Origin of the sequence: Spirosoma oryzae (genome assembly GCF_003002825.1) — a bacterium.
Classification (GTDB): Bacteria; Bacteroidota; Bacteroidia; order Cytophagales; family Spirosomataceae; genus Spirosoma; species Spirosoma oryzae.
In genome coordinates this window covers 118,184-136,923 of sequence record NZ_PVTE01000005.1, presented here as the reverse complement: position 1 = coordinate 136,923, position 18,740 = coordinate 118,184, and the positions used below count along the sequence as shown (strand labels likewise).

Annotated in this window: 17 protein-coding genes and 1 tRNA gene; 17 read left to right on the top strand and 1 reads right to left on the bottom strand. The window is 51.6% G+C overall.

What is annotated here, in order from left to right:
• Nucleotides 1–88 precede the first annotated feature (88 nt).
• The 8 genes from CLV58_RS07180 (at nucleotide 89) to CLV58_RS07145 (ending at nucleotide 10,104) form a co-directional block, all read left to right on the top strand.
• On the top strand, nucleotides 89–1,405 hold the full coding sequence (locus CLV58_RS07180) for a hypothetical protein (RefSeq protein ID WP_146141382.1): 1,317 nt from the start codon (nucleotides 89–91) through the stop codon (nucleotides 1,403–1,405).
• 75 nt (nucleotides 1,406–1,480) lie between these two features.
• Nucleotides 1,481–1,990, top strand: coding sequence for a gamma carbonic anhydrase family protein (locus CLV58_RS07175; RefSeq protein WP_106137115.1), 510 nt, complete (start codon nucleotides 1,481–1,483; stop codon nucleotides 1,988–1,990).
• Nucleotides 1,987–2,592, top strand: coding sequence for a HupE/UreJ family protein (locus tag CLV58_RS07170; protein WP_106137114.1), 606 nt, complete (start codon nucleotides 1,987–1,989; stop codon nucleotides 2,590–2,592). The genes CLV58_RS07175 and CLV58_RS07170 overlap by 4 nt, the downstream gene beginning before the upstream one ends.
• Before the next feature lie 84 nt (nucleotides 2,593–2,676).
• Complete coding sequence (locus CLV58_RS07165; RefSeq protein WP_106137113.1) at nucleotides 2,677–4,101, top strand: MBOAT family O-acyltransferase; 1,425 nt, start codon at nucleotides 2,677–2,679, stop codon at nucleotides 4,099–4,101.
• Nucleotides 4,102–4,128: 27 nt separating this feature from the next.
• A complete protein-coding gene (locus tag CLV58_RS07160) occupies nucleotides 4,129–5,013 on the top strand; it encodes a hypothetical protein (RefSeq protein ID WP_106137112.1) in 885 nt (294 codons plus the stop codon).
• Nucleotides 5,014–5,113: 100 nt separating this feature from the next.
• Complete coding sequence (locus CLV58_RS07155) at nucleotides 5,114–7,507, top strand: M1 family metallopeptidase (protein ID WP_106137111.1); 2,394 nt, start codon at nucleotides 5,114–5,116, stop codon at nucleotides 7,505–7,507.
• Between the two features lie 26 nt (nucleotides 7,508–7,533).
• Complete coding sequence (locus tag CLV58_RS07150; protein WP_106137110.1) at nucleotides 7,534–9,939, top strand: M1 family metallopeptidase; 2,406 nt, start codon at nucleotides 7,534–7,536, stop codon at nucleotides 9,937–9,939.
• 91 nt (nucleotides 9,940–10,030) lie between these two features.
• Nucleotides 10,031–10,104, top strand: a tRNA-Pro gene (locus CLV58_RS07145).
• A 94-nt stretch (nucleotides 10,105–10,198) separates the two neighbouring features.
• Here CLV58_RS07145 and CLV58_RS07140 read toward each other — a convergent pair.
• A complete protein-coding gene (locus CLV58_RS07140; protein ID WP_106137109.1) occupies nucleotides 10,199–10,441 on the bottom strand; it encodes a hypothetical protein in 243 nt (80 codons plus the stop codon).
• Between the two features lie 520 nt (nucleotides 10,442–10,961).
• On the opposite strand from CLV58_RS07140, the gene CLV58_RS07135 reads away from it, so the two are divergent.
• The 9 genes from CLV58_RS07135 (at nucleotide 10,962) to obgE (ending at nucleotide 18,714) form a co-directional block, all read left to right on the top strand.
• Nucleotides 10,962–11,795: a MotA/TolQ/ExbB proton channel family protein gene (locus tag CLV58_RS07135; protein ID WP_106137108.1), complete on the top strand. Its 834-nt coding sequence runs from the start codon at nucleotides 10,962–10,964 to the stop codon at nucleotides 11,793–11,795.
• A 66-nt stretch (nucleotides 11,796–11,861) separates the two neighbouring features.
• On the top strand, nucleotides 11,862–12,488 hold the full coding sequence (locus CLV58_RS07130) for an ExbD/TolR family protein (RefSeq protein WP_106137107.1): 627 nt from the start codon (nucleotides 11,862–11,864) through the stop codon (nucleotides 12,486–12,488).
• A 49-nt stretch (nucleotides 12,489–12,537) separates the two neighbouring features.
• Complete coding sequence (locus CLV58_RS07125) at nucleotides 12,538–13,074, top strand: ExbD/TolR family protein (protein ID WP_106137106.1); 537 nt, start codon at nucleotides 12,538–12,540, stop codon at nucleotides 13,072–13,074.
• Nucleotides 13,075–13,078: 4 nt separating this feature from the next.
• On the top strand, nucleotides 13,079–13,903 hold the full coding sequence (locus CLV58_RS07120; RefSeq protein WP_106137105.1) for an energy transducer TonB: 825 nt from the start codon (nucleotides 13,079–13,081) through the stop codon (nucleotides 13,901–13,903).
• A gap of 41 nt (nucleotides 13,904–13,944) precedes the next feature.
• On the top strand, nucleotides 13,945–14,130 hold the full coding sequence (locus tag CLV58_RS07115; RefSeq protein WP_245882248.1) for a hypothetical protein: 186 nt from the start codon (nucleotides 13,945–13,947) through the stop codon (nucleotides 14,128–14,130).
• Nucleotides 14,120–15,055: a PstS family phosphate ABC transporter substrate-binding protein gene (locus CLV58_RS07110; RefSeq protein ID WP_106137103.1), complete on the top strand. Its 936-nt coding sequence runs from the start codon at nucleotides 14,120–14,122 to the stop codon at nucleotides 15,053–15,055. The genes CLV58_RS07115 and CLV58_RS07110 overlap by 11 nt, the downstream gene beginning before the upstream one ends.
• A gap of 86 nt (nucleotides 15,056–15,141) precedes the next feature.
• Nucleotides 15,142–16,905 carry a tetratricopeptide repeat protein gene (locus CLV58_RS07105; protein WP_106137102.1) on the top strand — a complete coding sequence of 588 codons (1,764 nt, stop codon included), beginning with the start codon at nucleotides 15,142–15,144 and terminating at the stop codon, nucleotides 16,903–16,905.
• Between the two features lie 174 nt (nucleotides 16,906–17,079).
• A complete protein-coding gene (locus CLV58_RS07100; RefSeq protein WP_106137101.1) occupies nucleotides 17,080–17,667 on the top strand; it encodes an adenylate kinase in 588 nt (195 codons plus the stop codon).
• Nucleotides 17,668–17,703: 36 nt separating this feature from the next.
• Entirely contained in the window at nucleotides 17,704–18,714 is a 1,011-nt protein-coding gene (gene obgE, locus CLV58_RS07095) for a GTPase ObgE (protein WP_106137100.1), read from the top strand.
• Nucleotides 18,715–18,740 lie beyond the last annotated feature (26 nt).

The window sequence follows — 18,740 nt, the reverse complement described above, 5'->3', positions numbered from 1 at the left end:
AAAACCGGCCTGTACGCCTTAAAAAAGGCACTGGTACGCTTTTTGGGCATCTGCCAGCATCACTACCATCATCTAACGATAGAACGTTATGAAACGCAGAACATGGGTAGTCGGAGCAATGCTGGCGGCTACTGTAGGTCTTTCTTCCTGTGCAACTACAGAACGCTGGTTATACGGCGATTCACAGGCCAGCCGTCAGGAAATGGTGCAGAATACCCGCAGCGATCGAAGCGATCGAAGCGATCGGGATGACAATGACAACAGCCGTCGTGATCGTGGCAATGACCGCTACAGCCGAAACGACGACCGAGACCGCAATCGGGACAGAGACCGGGACGGTGGTTTATTCAGTAACCGCAACCGGGACAACGATCGGAACTCCGACCGCGAACCAGGTCTGTTTGGCCGTCGGAATCGGGACAACGATCAGGATGATAATCGTGGCACGGGTCTGTTCGGTGGTCGGCGCGATCGCGACAACGATTCGTACGATATGAACCGGGACAGCTACTCATACCGTAGCCGCAACAACGACAGCAATCGCTCGGGCCGGCTAGGGGGTGGTTCATACAACGACCGATATAGCGACGACCAGAATTCGAATAACGACCGATACTCGTACAATGACCGGGATAACAACCGCGATTCGTACAACGACCGGTCGGATTACAACTCACGTTCGTACGGATCGCGTGGCACATACGGTGGCCAGTACGATGACCGCGACAGCCGTAATTCATACAATGATCGGTACGCCGATCGGAACGACCGGGATTCATACAACGACCGGGACGACCGTCGTAACGACGACCGGATGAGTGACCGGGATAGCCGCTATGATGATCGGAATGACCGGGACCGGATGCGGGCTGATCGGGATAACGACCGGATGCGGGACAGAGATCGGGACCGCGACAACCGCGATCGCGATAACCGGAGAGACGATCGGTACGATGATCGCCGGGACGATCGACGCGATGAAGACCGTCGTAACGATGACCGGATGCGCAACGATGATCGTCGAAACGATGATCGAATGAATGATCGCGACAATGACCGGATGCGCGACAGAGATCGGGATCGGGACAATCGAAACGATAGAAGCAGCGACCGTGACAAACGCGAGTTGAGCGACCGCATTTCCGACCAACTGGACAAAGTGGACAAGCAACTCGACGCAGCTAAGTCGGACGTAAAAAACGAAAGCCGGAAAGAAAAGCGCGAGCGTGAGAAAATGGTCAATGACCTGAAAGACAAGCGTAGCGACCTGATGGATTCGTACTACAAAGTACAACGGTCTAGTGGTGACGACTTCGATAAAGTGAAGAAAGACGCCGAGAAGTCGCTTGACGACGTCAAAGATTGGATGGACAAAATGGGCGATAAGATCGACAAGAAGATGTAAGATCAGTGCCTGCTATAAAAAGGGAGTGCTCATTGCGAGCACTCCCTTTTTATGTTTACGGCTTATCTTTGCCCCATGGCACTTATCAAATCCGTTCGGGGCGTAGAACCTCAATTCGGCGACAACTGCTGGCTAGCCGATAACGCTACCGTTGTCGGCGATGTCCGTATGGGGCGCGACTGTACAGTCTGGTTCAACGCTGTGGTACGGGGTGATGTCAATTCCATCACGTTCGGCAATCGTTGCAACGTACAGGACGGTGCGGTCGTTCACTGTACATACCAACGCACCAAAACAACCATCGGCAATAACGTGTCGATCGCGCACAACGCCATCGTACACGGCTGCACAATCGAAGACGACGTACTGATCGGTATGGGTGCGATTATCATGGATGGGGCCGTTATCGGTACGCGCAGTATCATTGCCGCCGGAGCCATTATCACGCAAAACACCATCGTTCCCCCCGGCTCCATTTACGCGGGCAATCCGGCTCGCTTCCTGAAAGCCGTTTCGGATGAACAGGGCGAGGTATTCATGCGCACGGCCAACAACTACGTTATGTACGCCGACTGGTTCAAATGAGCGACTTCCTGATTTACCTCCGGCTGGGCTACGATCACATTACCGATCCGGGTGGGTACGACCATATCCTGTTTGTCATTGCGCTCTGTGCCGTGTACCGGATTCAGCAATGGCGGCAGGTGCTGATTCTTGTAACCGCCTTCACGCTTGGTCATTCGATTACCCTGGCACTGGCAACATTGCGTCTGATTCGCTACAGCACGGACCTGATTGAGCTGTTGATTCCCGTAACGATCCTGATAACAGCAGTCAGCAATTTCTTCTTCCGGGACAGGTCCGATCGTTCGGCGGTACCTGCCGTGACGCAACCCTGGCGGTACGGACTGGCGCTGGCCTTCGGGCTGATCCATGGCATGGGGTTCTCCAACTACTTACGGAGTCTACTAGGTCGTGAAGCCGATATTCTGTCGCCCCTGCTGGCATTCAATATTGGGCTGGAACTCGGCCAGTTGCTGATCGTATCGTTCGTACTGGCGGTATCGTACGTGCTGCTAAGCCTGGCGCGGGTAGCCCAGTTACGCTGGGTACTTATCGTGTCTGGTATTGTGGCTGGTATGGCTATTTCGTTGCTGCTTGACAACGAGTACCTGGCAACGCTTTAGCATTTCGGCTGGCTATTTCCTGTTTATATTTGACTGCATGTGGCGCAGGCTGCCTTCGGTCGACCACTCATCTCGTTCTCCTTCATGCTTTTCACCAGTCCTCAGTTCGTCCTTCTGGTTACCTGTACGTTTATACTGTATTATTTACCCAGCCTAGTCCGGTGGCAGGTCCCGATTCTGATTGCCGCCAGCCTTTTCTTTTACGCCTACGGCCAGGCCAACCTGTTATGGCTGTTGCTGCTGTCAGTCAGCATAAACATAGCCTCCAGCTACCTTGTCATCTACGGTAAACCCGATCGGCACCGTCTCTACGCTGTACTGGGCGTCGTCTTTAACCTGGCCATACTACTTTTTTTCAAGTACGGCCCCCTGCTGGGCCGGACGTTTTCGGCTACCGACGGCGAACTGGGCTCGTTACTGGTTAACCTGCCGCTGCCCATCGGTATTTCGTTCTTTACGTTTCAGGGCATCAGCCTGGTTGTCGACACGTACAAATACCGGCATGTTGAACAGTACCGTTCGTTGATTGCGCGCAACCTGCTTAAACACGCGCAGACGGTTTTTTTCTTTAAAGGGTTCTTTCCGCAGCTTGTCTCCGGCCCAATCGTCAAGGCCAATTTTTTCCTGCCCCAGATTGGGCCCAAGTCGATACAGGCCGTGCGCTGGGAGTACTGCTTCCGCACGTTGGTACTGGGCTATTTCCTGAAAATGGTCGTGGCCGACAATCTGAAAGACCACACCATGCTGATGACGTACCCCTATTTTGAAGCCTACTCGTCGCTCACCCTGCTGGTACTGCTCTTCGGCTATTCGATGCAGATTTTCGCCGATTTTGCCGGCTACTCACTTATCGCGCTGGGCCTGGCCGCGTTATTCGGTTACCAATTTCCGATCAACTTCAACTTCCCCTACATCGCTACGTCTTTCGCCGATTTCTGGCGTCGGTGGCACATTTCTCTTTCCAGTTTCCTGCGTGAATACCTGTATATTCCCCTGGGTGGGAACCGGCACGGCACGGCACGCACGTACGCCAACCTACTGATAACAATGGTACTAGGCGGCCTTTGGCACGGTGCTGCCTGGAGTTATGCCGTTTGGGGGTTTGCCCACGGGTCGGCACTGGCGCTCGAACGGTTTGCGGGCGATACGTTTGGCAAGTCAACCTTCCAGCGATTCCGGTTGCTGCGCGGGCTACTTGTTTTCGGCTACGTTACCCTGGCGTGGCTCCTGTTTCGCCTGCCTGACTTCAATCACGTACTTGCTTATCTACGCGCCATCGTCACTAACGGTGGTAAGCCTCACGAGACCCTGGCCATCATTTTCATCATTCTGTACTCGCTACCGGTTATCGGCTACCATTTTTACCACGTATGGCAGCACTCGCCCACCCGCCTGTCGCTTTCGGAAAATCGCTTTTCTACCCAGACGGCTCTCATCTACGGTATTCTCTTATTTCTGATTATTACCAACAGCGGGTCGGAAGGGGCATTCATTTATTTTCAGTTCTGATTACCATTCCATAACCCGTTTTCCGATATGATCTGGAAATCTATTCTCACCACCCTACTGCTGTTGACTGCTTACACGCTGTTCATTCGTTACAGTGGCACTGCTATTTCGCGAACAGCCCAGACAACGGCACAGCGCAACATCGTGAAAGCAGAAGAGTTTCTCTACGAAGACAGCAACCATTACGACACGTTGATCGTCGGTTCGTCGATGAGCGAGCGGCTTCATTCTGAGCGACTGGCCCCCAACTGTTATAACCTGAGTTTTAGTGGTTTGTCCTCACTCGATGGCCTCTATCTTATCCAGGCCAGTGGCCATGCACCTAAAGTTCTGTTCGTCGAAATCAACACAATTGCGCGGCAAAGCCCGTCATCGCTTGATTTAACAAAGGTCGCCGATCCGACCAGCCGGACACTCAAGCAGTGGTTGCCATTTTTACGGCAGAAATACCAGCCCATCGGTGTCGTGAAAGCACTGTTACGCGACTGGCAACACGGCTCATCTGACATTGTCGCGCCCGAATCGGCGTCTCGTCTTGATACCGCTATGCAGCAGAAGATGGTCCACCAATTACACGGTACCATGAGTCTACCCTTGTCTGTCGTAGCAACGGATAGCTCGTTTAAAAAAGCCTACGCCTTTCTGAATCGACTAAAGCGTCAGGGTACCACGGTTATTCTGTTTGAAATGCCGATCGATGCCCGACTGGAAAACTTACTGGCACCCCGAACGATCAGGACCTACGCGAATCGCTATTTTCCGGCACCACGCTATCAGCACATCGTCCTGCCAGCCGATTCATTCCGTACGTCGGATGGTATTCATCTGCTCTATGACGAATCGCTCCACTACACCAATTACCTGCACGCACAATATCAGAAACTGGCACATACGGCTTCAAAGCCTATCTGAATAAACCAGCCGACTGTTCGTAAACCGACAAACTCTCATTTCGTATAAATTAGCCCATTCTGTATCTTTAGCCCTCGATTCATCAACAATCTACGCGTATATGCAAAAGATACTTTTGCTGATGGCCGGGCTGCCGCTATGTATTTTCAGCGCAACGGCGCAACAGCAAAGCCCACCGTCGCAACGAGCCAACACCCGCTTTGAGCAGCTTGGTCCCGTATTACCTACGCCCAACACGTTCCGCACAGCCGCTGGTGCACCCGGTCGCGATTATTTTCAGAACCGCGCCGACTACGACATCAAAGCAACGCTCGATGACGTAACCCAAAAAATTACGGCGTCGGAGGTTATCACCTATCACAACAAGTCGACCGACGCCCTACCGTATCTCTGGCTACAGCTCGACCAGAACCTGTTCAAGCCGGATGCGATCGGCAATACGGCCCGTACCAGCAGCATCAATACCAGCCGGGCTACGTCCATCCGACAGATCGACCCCAGTGCTTCCCTCACTGGTAAAGACTACGGCTATAAGATTACGGCCGTCCGCGATCAGGCCGGGAAGCCGCTGACATACACGATCAACCAGACGATGATGCGGGTCGACCTACCCGCCCCCATCAAACCCGGTGGCAGCTATTCGTTCAGCATAGACTGGAATTTTAACATTGTTGATGCGAAGCAAACGGGGGCCCGTTCCGGCTACGAATACTTTCCGAAAGATGGCAACTACATCTACGAGATAGCCCAGTGGTTTCCGCGTCTGTGTGTCTATAACGACGTGACCGGCTGGCAGAACAGGCAGTTTCTGGGACAGGGTGAATTCGCGCTTATTTTCGGGAATTACAAGCTGACGCTCACTGCACCGAGCGACCACATCGTCGGCGCAACGGGTGAACTGCAAAACCCGACGCAGGTCTTATCAGCAACCCAGCTGAAACGCTGGAACGACGCGAAGAACCGGGGCGACAAAAGGGGCGACAACCCCGTTCAGATCGTTACGCAGGCGGAAGCCGAAGCCGCCGAAAAAGCCAAAGCGAGCGACGTAAAACGGACAAAAACGTGGGTGTACAAAGCCGATAACGTGCGTGACTTTGCCTTCGCCAGCAGCCGTAAGTTTATCTGGGACGCCATGCAACCCAATGTAGAAGGCAAACGCGTCTGGGCCATGTCGCTATACCCCAAGGAAGCCAATCCACTGTGGGGACAGTATTCGACCCGGCTGATTGCCCATACGCTCCACGCCTACTCCCGCCGAACCATCGCTTATCCGTATCCGGTGGCCTACTCCGTACACGGGCCGGTGGGCGGCATGGAGTACCCCATGATGAGCTTCAACGGAGCACGCCCGGAAGCCGATGGCACGTATTCGGTCGGCACCAAAAATTTCCTTATCTCGGTCGTTATCCATGAGGTTGGCCACAATTTTTTCCCGATGATCGTCAACTCCGACGAGCGGCAGTGGTCGTGGATGGATGAAGGACTGAACAGCTTTCTGGAAGGGCTGGCCTGTCTGGAGTGGGACGCTAATTTTCCGGCGCACGGTATCGACCCGCAGTACATTGTCCCGTACATGCAACTCGACTCGACGCAGCAGGTACCCATCATGAGCAGTTCCGACAATATTCTGGCGGGTACGTTCGGACCAAACGCGTATACGAAACCAGCCACCGGTCTGAATATTCTGCGCGAAACGGTGATGGGTCGCGAGCTGTTCGATTACGCCTTCAAGGAATACGCCCGCCGTTGGGCTTTCAAAAGCCCCGAACCCGCCGACTTCTTCCGTACAATGGAGAACGCGTCGGGTGTTGACCTCGATTGGTTCTGGAAAGGCTGGTTCTATGGTGTTCAGCCCGTCGACCAAACACTGACTAACGTAAGCTGGAATCAGGCCAGTTCGCAAAACCCGGACATTACCAAATCGGAAGCACGGGCGGCTGCTCAGCAAAAACTCAATACGATCAGCCGGCAACGCGATGCTTTGAGCAAAGACCAGACGGTAGTCGCCCAGGACAGTTCGATGCGGGATTTCTACAATCAGTATGATCCGTACGCGGTCACTGCCGAAGACCGAAAGAAATACCAGGATTATCTGGCATCGCTGACGCAGGAAGAACGGTTACTGGCCGAGGCAGGGACCAACTTTTACACGCTTTCGTTGCAGAACAAGGGGGGTATGCCAATGCCCGTTATTGTTCGGATGGAATTTGAAGACGGCACGGATTCGGTAGCCCGCTTCCCGGCCGAAATCTGGCGCTTCAACGACGCATCGATCAAGAAAGTAATTGCCACCACGAAGAAAGTAAAGCAATGGACGCTGGACCCTTTCTACGAGATTGCCGACATCAACACCGAGGACAATTCCTTTCCCCGCGTAGCCCAGCCCAGCCGTTTTCAGCTCTTCAAACAGCAGAATCGTGCGACTGGTATACCCAACCCCATGCAGCAGCAGCGCCAGCAGGCTCCGGCTCGTCAAGGCACTGGACAGAATTAACGTAACCCTCTATTTCTGAATCAACCATGAAAAAAGTACTGTTTCTGGTTAGTATGGCCCTCTGGTCAACCAACCTGGTCGCGCAGCAGCAGGGACCACCGACGCAGAACGCAAACACGCGGTTCGAGCAGCTCGGCCCCATGCTTCCGACGCCGAACACATTTCGCACAGCCGCCGGCGCACCTGGTCGCGACTACTTCCAGAACCGCGCCGACTACGACATCGACGTGACGCTGGACGACGCGACGCAGAAAATCACCGGTTCCGAAACGGTTACGTATCACAACAATTCGACCGACGAACTGCGCTTCATCTGGCTACAGCTCGATCAGAATCTGTTTGCCAAGGGCTCTACCGGTAGCATCACCCGCACCGGAAGTATCAACGAAAGCGGTATGAGCTTCGCGCAGTTACAGAATCTTACCTCTGTTCGTGAACGCAGCAGTCAACAGGCAACAGACAAGTTTGGCTACAAGATCACGTCGATTAAAGATGCCAAGTCAGGCAATGCGCTGAAATATACGATTAACCAGACGATGATGCGCGTCGATTTGCCCACCCCCATCAAGCCCGGTGGCAGCTACGCCTTCAAGGTCGACTGGAATTATTTTATCACCGAATACTACGGCCGGAGCGGTATGGAGTTTTTTGCCAAAGACGGCAACTACAACTACTTCATCGCCCATTGGTTCCCGCGTCTGTGTGCTTACAACGACGTCAACGGCTGGCAAAACAAGCAGTTTCTGGGGCAGGGAGAATTTACGCTGATCTTCGGTAACTACCGCGTAGCGATCACCGTACCAAGCGATCACGTTGTCGGTGCTACGGGCGAGTGCCAGAACTACAAACAGGTACTGACCGCTAACCAGCAGAAGCGGATGACACAAGCCGCCAACTCGAAAAAGCCGATCGTTATCGTTACGCAGGATGAAGCGGTTGCCGCTGAAAAAGCGAAAGCAGGCGATGTAAAAACGACGAAAACGTGGGTGTACAAAGCCGACAACGTACGTGACTTTGCCTTTGCCAGCAGCCGCAAATTTATCTGGGATGCCATGCAAACCGACGTCTACGGCGACGGTCGCAAAATCTGGAGTATGTCATTCTATTCGAAAGAAGGCAATCCGCTGTGGGGACAGTATTCGACCCGCGTTGTTGAGCACACATTGAAATCGTACGGTAACCGGACCATCAAATACCCGTATCCCGTTGCCATTTCGTGTCATGCGACGCCTGGCGGTGGCATGGAGTACCCAATGATTTCGTTCAACGGGGGCCGTCCCGAAGCGGACGGTACGTATTCGGCCAGCACCAAAGCGGGTATGATCGGCGTCATTATCCACGAAGTTGGCCACAACTTTTTCCCGATGATCGTTAACTCCGACGAGCGTCAGTGGACCTGGATGGACGAAGGACTGAACACGTTCTGTCAGTATCTGGCGGAGAAAGAATGGGATTATAACTTCCCAAGCCGCCGGGGCGAACCGCAGTATATCACCGACTATATGAAGTCGGATAAAGCGGTACTGTCGCCCATCATGACCTCGTCGGATAATGTGATCAACCTGGGTGCTAACGCCTACGCCAAGCCGGCGACGGCGCTCAACATTCTGCGCGAAACGGTGATGGGTCGCGAGCTGTTCGATTACGCCTTCAAGGAATACGCCCGCCGTTGGGCCTTCAAAAGCCCCGAACCCGCCGATTTCTTCCGCACCCTGGAAGATGCCTCGGGTGTCGACCTCGACTGGTTCTGGAAAGGCTGGTTCTACGGCGTCGAACCCGTCGATCAGGATCTGGTAGAAGTCGACTGGTACCAAATCGATTCAGGAAATCCAGAGATTACGAAAGCAGCAGCCCGTGCTGAAGAAAAGCGGAAAGCTGGTACAATCAGTAAGCAGCGCGACGCTGGTACGCAGGGATCGTCAGTCGTAGCACAAGATTCGTCGATGCGGGATTTCTACAACAGCTACGATCCTAACACGGTCACAGACACCGACCGCAAACGCTATCAGGAGTATCTGGCTACGTTGAGCGAAAGCGAACGGCAGGCCATCGAATCGGCCGACAAGAATAACTTCTACACGGTGTCGCTGAAGAACAAAGGTGGTGTACCGATGCCCGTGATTCTTCGGATGCAGTTTGAGGATGGCACCGACTCCGTAGCCCGTTTCCCAGCTGAGATCTGGCGCTTTAACGACGTGGCCATCAAGAAAGTGATTGTTACCAACAAGAAAGTGACGCAGTGGACGCTCGATCCTTTCTACGAGATTGCTGACATTGATACGGAGAACAATTCGTTTCCACGCGTGTCGCAACCGTCGCGTTTCCAGTTGTTCCGGCAACGTCAGAATCCAGCTGCGTCGCAATCAGGCAATCCGATGCAGCAGCGTCGAAGCACGCAGCTCCCGGCCACACAGGGTAGCGGTCGAAACTAGGTTCTCTATACACTAGAAAAGCACAGCCGGCATATTTTCCTGCTATGCCGGTTGTGCTTTTACAAATACTCCTTATCTTTGCGAACCAGTTCGGGATGTAGCGCAGTCCGGTAGCGTGCTTGCATGGGGTGCAAGAGGTCGTGGGTTCGAATCCCGCCTTCCCGACTTAGTTAGAGCAGTCTTTTTGAGGCTGCTCTTTTTTGTGTAGAAACGCCCGGCTAGTTGGCTAGCCGGGCGTTTCTGTATAGCTCCCTGTCAGTTACTTAACAAATTCTTCAACAGGATCTACCTGCACAATATCCGTTCGCATGTCCGTTCCCGCCAGTAGCGAGAGCAGAACGTGCGCTACCAACGCCCCGACGGTAACCGAAAATAGGAATGCGCCAACAAGCGCCGGCGATTTTGACCACCAGTCCAAGCTTGTCAATTTTTCGAACAGTCGATAAAATACATCAGCAGAGACCACCGCAAATGTCAATAGAATAAGCAGGGCTTTATTCATGACTTAAGAATTTAGGTAACATCCAGTACATACGTATAGACGGACGTTCGGATTGCGGTCACGGAAAATAATTGAGATTCTTTGTGGAATAGGTTGGCTTACTGCATCTAACGTGTGTACAGCGTCTGCTACAACTACCCGTTCGTCCACTTAAAAACTTAATAATTCCTTTATGAATAAGGCCCCCCCTCACTGCCGTTGTGATAAGGAGAAGACACATGAGTCGGTTGTTCTTCACTGGTTGGTTGAAAGCCAATGTTTTACCGGTTCGGTTACTGTGCTATCATGTTGATGGATTATTAACACAACTGTTTATATCCAACAAATTAGCGAGCAACTCCAATTAAGGCGCAAAATTTGGCGAATCCTATTGCTTTGTATTCGTAAGAAAAACCCTAGTTTTGTGGAGGTTTCGACGGCTTTCCATCAAATTTTTGACGGGATAAACCGAAACAGTTAGATTTTTCGCTTTTTTTACCGGGCAAACCAACTTTCATTTTAACCCTACAGTCCAGTTCCAATGAAAACACAAACTCCTTCTCCAGCACCAGCCAAAGCTGCAGCACCAAAAAAGAAGTCGGGTGGTCTGAATCCAGCGTTCGTACTTCCTGTACTACTCGTCATCGGTATTCTTACCTACATGTTCGTTTTCGGTGATGCTAGCCACTTCCAGGATGGAGATAACACAAAAGAGCCCCTGCCCGGCGACTACTTCGGTACCGTTTACAAAGGTGGTTTCATCGTACCGATTCTGTTTACTTGCTTCCTGACGGTATTGGTTTTCTCGATCGAACGTTTCATCACGATTGGCCGCGCCAATGGTACAGGTTCAGTTGACGATTTCGTTCGCAAGATCAAATCGCTGCTCGACCGTAACGATGTAGCCGCTGCTATTCAGGAGTGCGATCGCCAGAAAGGTTCGATTGGTAACGTTGTTAAAACAGCGCTGGTAAAGTATCAGCAACTAGCTACCGACGCCAGCCTTGACAAAGACCAGAAACTGGCCGCTCTTCAAAAAGAAGTAGAAGAAGCGACGACGCTTGAGTTGCCGATGCTGGAAAAAAACCTGACCATTATCGCTACGCTGGCTTCGGTATCGACGCTGATCGCCCTGCTCGGAACGGTACTTGGTATGATTCGCGCGTTCGCAGCCATGGGTGCTGGCGGTCAGCCTGACACGGGTGCTCTGTCGACGGGTATCTCTGAGGCCCTTGTAAATACGGCTCTTGGTATCGGTACGGCGGCTATCGCTACGATCATGTACAGCTACTTCACGAGCCGTATTGACGTTCTTACGTACAACATCGACGAAATCGGTCTGAGCATTCAGCAGAACTTTGCTGCTCACTACTAGATTTCTTTCCGTTGACAAACCCGCCTGTCCAGTTCGAGAGCTGGACAGGCAGAAACAGACTCTTTCATGCCTGCAGTTAAAGTAAAACGCGCCAGTTCTTCGGTGGATATGACCGCGATGACTGACGTTGCATTCCTGTTACTGACGTTCTTTATTCTAACCGCTCAGTTCAAATCTCAGGATGCCGCGTCGATCGAAACGCCGTCTTCCATCTCTGGCATCAAAGTTCCGGACAAGGACATCATGACGATTGCGCTGGGCAAAGACGGAAAGGTTTATTTCGGCATTGACAGTCAGCAGGATCGTATTACGATGCTGGATAACATAGCCGCTCTAAAAGGAATCACATTTTCCGATAAGGAAAAGAAGGATTTCTCGTTGATGTCGAATTTTGGTATTCCTATCAATCAGTTGAAAGCCTATCTGGATTTACCTGACGATCAGAAAGCCAAGGTGAAACAGCCCGGTATTCCTACCGATTCGACGGGTGCGGGTGCAACCAATGAGCTTAAAGATTGGGTATTCAACTCTCGGAAAGCTAACAACGGTCTGCGTATTGCCCTGAAAGGCGACAACCTGGCCAAATTTCCGGAGTTCAAGAACGTGTTGGCTACGCTTCAGGCGCAGAATATCAACAAGTTCAACCTCATCACGGGCACGGAAGCTCCGCCAGCTGGCTGGAAAGCTGACTAATCCACAACTTTAAGTAGATCGCTCTGCTTAAAGATAAACCAAAAAAGCCATGGCAGAAATTAACACTGGTGGCGGTGGTGGCAAGAGTAAAGGTGGTAAGGTACGGTCAAAGAAAGCGTCTACTCGTATAGACATGACGCCCATGGTTGACCTGGGATTCTTGCTAATCACCTTCTTCATCTTGGCTACCACCTTGAGCAAACCATCGTCGATGACGCTCAACGTACCAGACAAGACAAAAACAGAAGAGACCGAACCGATCAAAGCGTCGAACGTAATGACGGTTTTCCTCGGGGACAACAACAAGGCCTACTATATTTTTGGGAAAGCCGCGAATGAAGATCCGAAGCTGGAGACAGTTGGATACGGTTACGAGTTCCGGAAAGCCATTCAGGATAACGCTCGTAAAGTACCTGCCGACAAATTTGTTGTCGTGATCAAGCCAACCAAAGTGTCGAACTATAAGAACATGGTTGACGTGCTGGATGAGATGGCGATCACCAAGACAAAGCGGTACGCACTGGTGGATGCGCTTACCCCCGATGAGGAGAAGCTGCTTAAAGAAAAAGCTAAACTAGAAATCTAACGCCATGGCAGAACTCGATTCAAAGGCGACACTTGATGACATAGTGTTTGCCGACCGGAACAAGGCGTATGGTGCTTACGATCTGCGGAAAACGTACCCAAGAACAGTTACCCGCGCCCTCATTATCGGCGGTATTCTGTTCACACTGGGTGTTTTGACACCAACAATCATCACCGCGCTTACTCCGGAAGTAGAGGAACAGGCAATGGTAGAAGTGGATCTGATGAAGATCCCACCACCGCCGATCGACCCGAACGAACCACCACCACCGCCACCACCACCAGTCGAAGCACCGAAAGTGAACACGGTGAAATTCCTGCCACCGGAAGTAAAACCGGATCAGGAAGTGCCCGAAGAAACGCCACCACCGGCTGTTGAAGAACTGAAGGAAGCCGTTGCGGCTGAGAAGACGCAGGAAGGTGACCCCAACGCAGAAGAGGTTATTGCAGCCCCTGAAGCGTCGGTTGGACCAACGAAAGTGGAGGTTGCCGTAGAAGCAGCACCAAAGGTTGAAGAAGTTTTCACCGTGGTCGAGCAACAGCCGGAATTCACGGGCGGTAATGCGGCCCTTGGTCAGTATCTTCAGAAAAACCTCCGCTATCCTGCCGCTGCTCAACGTGCCAACATCGCTGGTCGTGTATTCGTCAGCTTCGTGGTCAACACCGACGGTAGTATTCAGGATGTTCAAGTACTGAAAGGTCTTGGCTTTGGTACGGACGAAGAAGCGAAACGCGTAGTGCAGGGCATGCCGAAATGGCGGCCAGGTAAACAATCAGGGCGTCCGGTACGGGTTAAATTTAACCTGCCGATCAACTTCACGCTGGAATAGTTTCTATGCGCGGACAAAATGGAGGTCCAGCTCGTCTTACATTGCTTATTGCGGTTCTGGCGTCGCTGGCTTATTTGGGAGGAGGCATCGCACTGATAGCCTCCTCTCAGTCTTTTGGTGTGTTTCCGGAGCCCGGCGTGCTGCGGTACAGCATGGCTGTTATGCTAATCGTCTACGGGACCTTCCGGATCTTCCGGGCTTATCAACAGATTCGGAATGAAACGTAGTATTCTCTATTGCGCGCTTCTAGTTATTGTTGCTCTAGTGGCCAACTGTAACAATGGGAAGGCCCCGCTCGATAATCCATCGCGAGGTTCCATTACGATTGCGGCTGACGAATCATTTAAACCGCTTGTTTCGCAAATAACATCGGCCTACGAAGGGATTTACCCAAACGTAAAGTTTACTCTTGTCTTTAGACCCGAGCAGGAAGCCATCAATATGATGCTTCGCGACAGCGCGCGGTTAGCTTTCACGACCCGAAAACTGACCAAAAATGAGCAGCGCGCACTCGATCAGCGCAAGATTATCGGCGGAGCTGTCAAAATTGCGACAGACGGTGTAGCCTTGATCGTCAATAAGGCAAACACAGATAGTCTGATTACGATGGATCAACTGCGGGCTGTTTTTACGGGAAAAATAAAAACATGGAGCCAGCTGAAAGGTAATCAGAACGAGCCGATTACATTGGTCTTTGACAATAACAATTCCAGTAACCTCGATTTCGTTTTAAGCACGTTCGGAATCAAGTCAGTCGATGGCCTTCGCATTTTCACAACCCGATCAAACAGAGAGGTAATTGAGTACGTGCGTAAGAATCCGTCAGCACTGGGTTTCATTGGTGTCAACTGGATCAGTGATGGTGACGAACCGCTGACAACTGAACTATCAGCTGACTTGCGAGTTATGGGAGTGTCGTCAAAACCAAATCCGACGGGTCGTGCCGACTACTATCAGCCGTTTCAGGAAGATCTTGGTATGCAGCGTTACCCACTCCGCCGACCAGTGTACATATTGAGCCGGGAAGCGCACCCTGGACTGGGTGGAGGATTAGTCAATTATTTGATACGGGACGCAGGATCGTTAATCATTTACAAAGTTGGCTTATGGCCTTCTGTACGCTATAATCGGGAGATAAACCTACAGAAATAGGTAGTTTTTTTGGTTAAGCGGCACTTTTTTAGATTTGTGTGTTGTTTTAGTGGTATATAACCTTTTTAATTTCCAACCTAGAATACATGATGAACAACCAGAAAAAATCGCTGATGACTATCTTGTTCGTCGGTGCTGCAATGACCACTCAGGTTTATGCGCAGGACGTGCAAAAGGGTCTTGAAGACCTGGAAGCTGAGCGGTTTACGAAGGCTGGCCAAACATTCACGCAACTGGCAAACAGCTCGCCATCAGCTGAAAATCAGTTCTATCTTGGCTACTACTACCTGAAAACGGGGCAACTCGATCAGGCAAAAGCAGCGTTTGAAAAAGGCCTGGCCGCAGACGGGAAAAACCAGCTCAACAATGTCGGTCTGGCAGGTGTGGCCTTTATGAAGGGCGACCGGGCAACGGGAAAAACGCTGATCGACAATGCGGTCAACGCAACTAAAAGCAAAAACCAGGATGTACTGATCCGGGCCGGTGAGATGTTAACGCTCTCGGATAAGACAAACGATCCCGCTGAAGCTGTTCGCCTGCTGACGATAGCCGACGAGAAAGACAAGAAGAACGAAAATGCTGAAATCGAAATGGCATTGGGGGACGCTTACTTTCTGAAAAACGACGGTGGCAACGCTATTTCGAAGTATGAGAATGCGTTGGCAATGAAGCCGAACCTGGCAGAAGCTAACTACAAAATTGGTCGTCTATACCTTCGTGGTAAAAACTACACCAAAGCACAGGAATACTTCAAACTGGCTATCCAGAACGATCCTGAGTTTGCTCCTACGTACTTAGCCTATGCCGATGCTTTGGCTAACTCGCGGTCATACAAGAGCGCAGCGCAAAACTATGACCTGTACGTTCAGAAGAGTGGCACGACTGATCCTGAGCGTTTGCTCGACGTAGCTCGCTATCGCTTCCTGGCGCAGGATTATCAAGGTGCTACGTCGTACCTCGATCAACTGAAAGGTAAGGTAAACAACCCGATCATGGATCGGATGTACGGCTGGGCATACTACGGTCTGAATCAGCCGCAGCAATCTGTCGATGCACTGAATAAGTTTATCTCGTCGGCTCCTGATAAAGTAATCTATGACGATTACAAATATCTGGGCCGGGCTTATGGTATGGTTAACACGCCACAGGCTGACTCGATGAGTATCGTTTACCTAGAGAAAGCGGCTCCGCTTGATACGACCGAGAATCTGTATCGTGATATCGCCAAGAAGTACTACGATATGAAGAAGTACAACAAGTCGGCTGATTATTACGGTAAAGTTGTTTCGACCGATAAAAAACCGCTGAACAACGATTACCTGTACCAGGGTCTGGCTAACTACCAGTACGGTTTCCGGGTAGGCCGCGACTCAACCGAAGCACCGATGGACACGGCGCAAATCCGGATGGCTCGTCAGATGTACTTCATGCGCGCTGACTCTGCTTTCGGTAAGATGGCTGCCAAGATCGAAGCGGATACGGCTGCGACCAGCAAATACCCACTTGCTTACTACTACGAAGGACAGTCGAACTACTACGCGTTCCCATCAGCAGTTTCGCTAGCACGGGGTACGGCCGTTCCTTATTATGAGAAGTTTATTGAGCAGGCTAACGCAGAAACGGATCAAAAACTGAAAGATTCGTACAAAAAGCCGCTCATCACGTCGTATAAGTTCCTGGCTTCGTACTATGGATCGAAGAACGACGACGCGAAAGCGAAGGAATACTTCAATAAAGTGCTGGAACTCGATCCGAACGATGCGGACGTGAAAAAAGCACTTAACCCCACTCCGGCAAAGGCAGCACCATCGAAGGCTGCACCTGCGACGAAGAAAGCGGTCAAAAAATAGTTTTTGACTGATAGTAACAAGGGACAAAGCACCGGGATAATCTCGGTGCTTTTGTATTTTACGGGGTGTGTGGTACCAATAAATAGGCCCTTGGTCGCCACGCATTTTTTTTCACGGGCGTATTGTACCTTTGCAGGTGGCAACTTTAGACCCACTACACTTTCTTGTTCTGCAATGCTCAATCTTGTACTGTTTGGCCCACCGGGTGCTGGTAAGGGTACCCAAAGTGAACGACTCATTCAGAAATACCGGCTGGTACACCTGTCGACGGGTGATCTGCTGCGGTCACAAATTGCCGCCGGTACCGAACTGGGGATTCGCGCTAAACAATTGATGGACCAAGGTTTGTTGGTACCCGACGAAGTGGTGATCGGTATGATCGAAAGTAAACTTCGCGAAAACCAGGATGCATCCGGTTTCATTTTTGATGGGTTTCCCCGTACCGTTCCTCAGGCAGCAGCATTGGATGAATTGCTGAGTCAATACCGGACAAGCATCACCCTTATGGTGGCGTTGATGGTTGACGACGAAGAACTAACCCGGCGACTGTTGATTCGTGGACAGACGTCAGGCCGGCCCGACGACCAGAATGAAGAGCTGATTCGTAGACGGGTAAACGAGTACAACGAAAAAACAACGCCCGTTGCGGATTACTATGCCGGCCAGCAAAAACTGGCAACGATCGACGGGATTGGCGACATTGACACAATTTTCGATTTGATCTCGCAGCAAATCGAACAGGTAACCGGACAAACTAACTAAGCGGAACCTTAGCCCGCTGCATTCATACCCCCTATTATGGCTTCTTCCAATTTCATCGACTATGTTAAGATCAACTGCCGCTCAGGTGCGGGCGGAGCCGGGTCGGTTCATTTTCGACGGGAGAAGCACGTACCAAAAGGTGGGCCTGATGGGGGGGATGGCGGTCGTGGTGGCCATATCATCCTGCGCGGTAACGCCCAGATGTGGACGTTACTTCACCTGAAATACCGCAAGCACGTGAAAGCCAGTAGTGGCGGAAATGGTGAGGGTGGCAGACGGAGTGGAGCGCAGGGTGAAGATATCATTCTTGAAGTACCGCTGGGAACAATAGCCCGCAACCCGGACACGGGCGAGCAGTTGCAGGAGATTACGGCTGATGGTCAGGAGGTCATTCTGCTGCCGGGAGGACGCGGAGGTCTGGGCAACGATCACTTTAAATCGTCGACGTTACAGGCCCCTGAACACGCTCAGCCAGGAGAACCTGGTCAGGAAGAATGGATCATTCTTGAACTCAAACTGCTAGCCGACGTTGGTTTGGTTGGTTTTCCGAATGCGGGTAAGTCGACACTGTTATCCGTCGTGTCGGCGGCTCGGCCCGAAATTGCCGACTATCCGTTTACAACCCTCGTACCCAATTTAGGGGTCGTAGCGTACCGGGACTACAAGTCGTTCGTTATGGCTGATATTCCCGGCATCATCGAGGGCGCATCGCAAGGCAAGGGCCTGGGGCTACGCTTCCTGCGTCACATCGAACGTAACTCAGTGTTGTTGTTCGTTATTCCGGCTGACACTGAAGACGTTCGCCATGAATACAACACGCTGTTGAATGAGTTGCGGGAATACAATCCGGAACTGATGGATAAGGATCGACTGCTGGCTATATCCAAAATTGATCTGGTGGATGCGACTGAGCTCGATCGTATACGGGGAGAGTTACCCGATAAGCTACCTGTCGCGTTTATATCCGCAGTCAGTCAGAAAGGTCTTAACGAGTTAAAGGACATGATTTGGCATCAGCTCACGCAAACGCCGGAATCAGTCGCGTAAACTAGCTGCATATTCGCATCGGCCAT

What these genes read in the sequence shown, in the direction of transcription:
- CLV58_RS07125 (WP_106137106.1), top strand. Translation starts at nt 12,538, where the DNA reads ATGGCAGAAATTAACACTGGTGGCGGTGGTGGCAAGAGTAAAGGTGGT.
- CLV58_RS07135 (WP_106137108.1), top strand. Translation starts at nt 10,962, where the DNA reads ATGAAAACACAAACTCCTTCTCCAGCACCAGCCAAAGCTGCAGCACCA.
- CLV58_RS07130 (WP_106137107.1), top strand. Translation starts at nt 11,862, where the DNA reads ATGCCTGCAGTTAAAGTAAAACGCGCCAGTTCTTCGGTGGATATGACC.
- CLV58_RS07180 (WP_146141382.1), top strand. Translation starts at nt 89, where the DNA reads ATGAAACGCAGAACATGGGTAGTCGGAGCAATGCTGGCGGCTACTGTA.
- CLV58_RS07150 (WP_106137110.1), top strand. Translation starts at nt 7,534, where the DNA reads ATGAAAAAAGTACTGTTTCTGGTTAGTATGGCCCTCTGGTCAACCAAC.
- CLV58_RS07170 (WP_106137114.1), top strand. Translation starts at nt 1,987, where the DNA reads ATGAGCGACTTCCTGATTTACCTCCGGCTGGGCTACGATCACATTACC.
- CLV58_RS07100 (WP_106137101.1), top strand. Translation starts at nt 17,080, where the DNA reads ATGCTCAATCTTGTACTGTTTGGCCCACCGGGTGCTGGTAAGGGTACC.
- CLV58_RS07160 (WP_106137112.1), top strand. Translation starts at nt 4,129, where the DNA reads ATGATCTGGAAATCTATTCTCACCACCCTACTGCTGTTGACTGCTTAC.
- obgE (WP_106137100.1), top strand. Translation starts at nt 17,704, where the DNA reads ATGGCTTCTTCCAATTTCATCGACTATGTTAAGATCAACTGCCGCTCA.
- CLV58_RS07110 (WP_106137103.1), top strand. Translation starts at nt 14,120, where the DNA reads ATGAAACGTAGTATTCTCTATTGCGCGCTTCTAGTTATTGTTGCTCTA.
- CLV58_RS07120 (WP_106137105.1), top strand. Translation starts at nt 13,079, where the DNA reads ATGGCAGAACTCGATTCAAAGGCGACACTTGATGACATAGTGTTTGCC.
- CLV58_RS07155 (WP_106137111.1), top strand. Translation starts at nt 5,114, where the DNA reads ATGCAAAAGATACTTTTGCTGATGGCCGGGCTGCCGCTATGTATTTTC.
- CLV58_RS07175 (WP_106137115.1), top strand. Translation starts at nt 1,481, where the DNA reads ATGGCACTTATCAAATCCGTTCGGGGCGTAGAACCTCAATTCGGCGAC.
- CLV58_RS07140 (WP_106137109.1), bottom strand. Translation starts at nt 10,441, where the DNA reads ATGAATAAAGCCCTGCTTATTCTATTGACATTTGCGGTGGTCTCTGCT.
- CLV58_RS07105 (WP_106137102.1), top strand. Translation starts at nt 15,142, where the DNA reads ATGATGAACAACCAGAAAAAATCGCTGATGACTATCTTGTTCGTCGGT.
- CLV58_RS07165 (WP_106137113.1), top strand. Translation starts at nt 2,677, where the DNA reads ATGCTTTTCACCAGTCCTCAGTTCGTCCTTCTGGTTACCTGTACGTTT.